We start from the raw sequence: 2,316 nt of genomic DNA on the forward strand, positions 1-2,316 counted from the left end.
GGTGCGGGCCGCGCGGGGGGGTGACGCGCGGGCGCGCATGGGCATCGCGGGGGGGGCGCTCCGCGGCCGCAGCCTGCGCGCGCTCGGCCAGCCCGAGGTTTGCGTGAGGGCACTGGCGCCCTGGATGGCGGCAAGCGAACAGCAGTCGTCGGAACAGCCGCGCGCCGTGTCGGAATTCCTGTCCCAGCTGGGCCGCTGCCACCGCCAGCTCGGCGGCCTGGACGTGGCGCGCGACTTGTTCGGCAAGGCGCTTGCCCTGCGCAGCGGCCTGGCCGACAGCAAGGCGCTGCAGGCCGAAAGCCAGACCGACCTGGCCGGCCTGCTGGCCGACGAGGGCCGCCACGCCCAGGCCATCACCGCCATTCGCGACGCGCTGACCCTGCTGCGCGAGAGCGGCGGCGACCGCAATGCCCTGGGCGTGGAAATCTGGCGCGACCTGGGCAGCCTGCATCGCATGGTCGGCGACACGCTGGAAAGCGAAGCCTCCTATCGCCAGTCGCTGGAAATCGCCCTCAACCGCTTTGGCCCCAGCCACCCCGCCACCACCAGCGTGCAGCGACCGCTGGGTGCGATGCTGATCGAAGCGGGCAAGCTGACCGAAGCCGAGCGGCTGCTGCGCCAGGCGCACGAGCGGCTGCTGGCGCGCTTTGGCCCCGAGCATGCCGAAGTCGCGGCGTCCTGGCAGACGCTCGGCCAGCTGGCGCTGGAACAGGGCCAGCTGGCCCAGGCGCAGGACGCACTGCAGCGCAGCCTGCAGCTGCGCCGGCGCAGCAACGAACTGGGCGCCCGCGGGTCGGTGCTCTGCGACCTGGCCCGTACGCGGCTGGCCTTGGCCCAGGCCGAAAGCGCCGAGCTGCTGGCGCACGAATGCCAGCAGCAGGCCTTGGCCTTCGATCCGGTGCAGGCCGCCCGGTCCGAGCGCCTGCTCGCCGAAGTGGCGCGCGTGCAGGGCAACCCGCAGGCCGCCGCGGCGCTGCTGGCTTCGGCCAAGCGGCGCCTGCTGGCCGCGGGCATCGATCCAACGTCGCGGGCACTGGCCCTGGTCGATCTGGCGAAAGTGCGCCTGCTGATCGACGGCGGCGACCTGGTCCAGGCGCGCGCCGCGCTGGACGCCCTGCAGGCACGGCCGCGGCGGCGCAGCGTCGAATCGGACGACGTGGCCTGGCGCACCGATGCGCTGGAGGCGCGCCTGCTGTGCCGGCTGGGCCGGGCCGGCGAGGGCCGCGAGCTCGCCGCCGCCACGCTTGCGGCGGCCGCCACCCGCCAACCCGAGCGCCAACGCACGCTCGATGAAATCGCCGAGATCAGCAAGCCCTGCGGCGGCTAGGCGCTGCCGTTGCCCAGCGGCAGCTGCGGCTGCTGCAGGTCGATCACGCCCTCGCCCGCCATCACTTTCTTGAACTCGCCGCGGCTCACGGACACGTAGCGTTCGTTGCCGCCGATCTCCACCTGCGGGCCGTCGGACAGCGCGCGGCCGTGTTCGTCCACGCGCAGCACCATGGTGGCCTTGCGGCCGGTGTGGCAGATGGTCTTGATCTCAACCAGGTTGTCGGCCCAGGCCAGCAGGTACTGGCTGCCTTCGAACAGCTCGCCGCGGAAGTCGGTGCGAAGCCCGTAGGCCAGCACCGGCACGTTCAGCCGGTCGACGATCTCGGTCACTTGCCACACCTGGGCCTTGGACAGGAACTGCGCCTCGTCCACCAGCACGCAGTGCAGCGGCCCCTTGGCAGCGATGTCGGCGGCCACCAGCGCCTGCAGGTCGTCTTCGCGCCCAAAGATGCTGCCCTTTGCCTTGAGGCCGATGCGCGACGCCACCACGCCCTCGCCGAAGCGATCGTCCAGCTGCGGGGTGAGGATGAGCGTACGCATGCCGCGCTCGTGGTAGTTGTGCGCGCTCTGCAGCAGGGTGGTGGTCTTCCCGGCGTTCATCGCCGAGTAGTAGAAATAGAGCTTGGCCAAAACGCATTCCTGTAAGCTATTGGTTTATATGCTTTTTATTGGAACCTGTGCAAAGCGAAGCACGATCTTACCCCCAACGATGCCCCCATTGAGCCGTGGACCCAACCGCAGCCGCCTAAGACAGCCTCGCGAGAAAAATAGACACGAGCGCGTCGGCTATAGAATCGCTGAAAGGTAAGCGACCGCAGCAGAGTCTAGTCGTGGCCTGCCACCTACATGCGGAGCGTCAGTCGGCTCTCTAAGAATAAGGCACCTTCAATGACTAAGCACGAGTTGGACCTGCTCCCTAACGCCATAGACAGCTTTAATGAAGCGCTTGCAAAGTATCGAGCGGCGGAAGCTGGAGATGCTGGCAGC

Annotated in this window: 2 protein-coding genes; one reads left to right on the forward strand and one right to left on the reverse strand. The window is 69.0% G+C overall.

Translation table 11 applies throughout. From position 1 onward, the window contains the following. On the forward strand, positions 1–1,327 hold a 1,327-nt coding region (locus K0M70_RS00005), incomplete at its 5' end, for a tetratricopeptide repeat protein (RefSeq protein ID WP_290777589.1). Here K0M70_RS00005 and K0M70_RS00010 read toward each other — a convergent pair. Further along, the gene (locus tag K0M70_RS00010; protein WP_290777592.1) at positions 1,324–1,959 is read right to left on the reverse strand and encodes a thymidine kinase; all 636 of its coding nucleotides are present in this window, start codon (positions 1,957–1,959) and stop codon (positions 1,324–1,326) included. The two genes, K0M70_RS00005 and K0M70_RS00010, sit on opposite strands and share 4 nt — an antisense overlap. Positions 1,960–2,316 lie beyond the last annotated feature (357 nt).

Source organism: Arenimonas sp. (genome assembly GCF_019459675.1).
GTDB lineage: Bacteria > Pseudomonadota > Gammaproteobacteria > Xanthomonadales > Xanthomonadaceae > Arenimonas.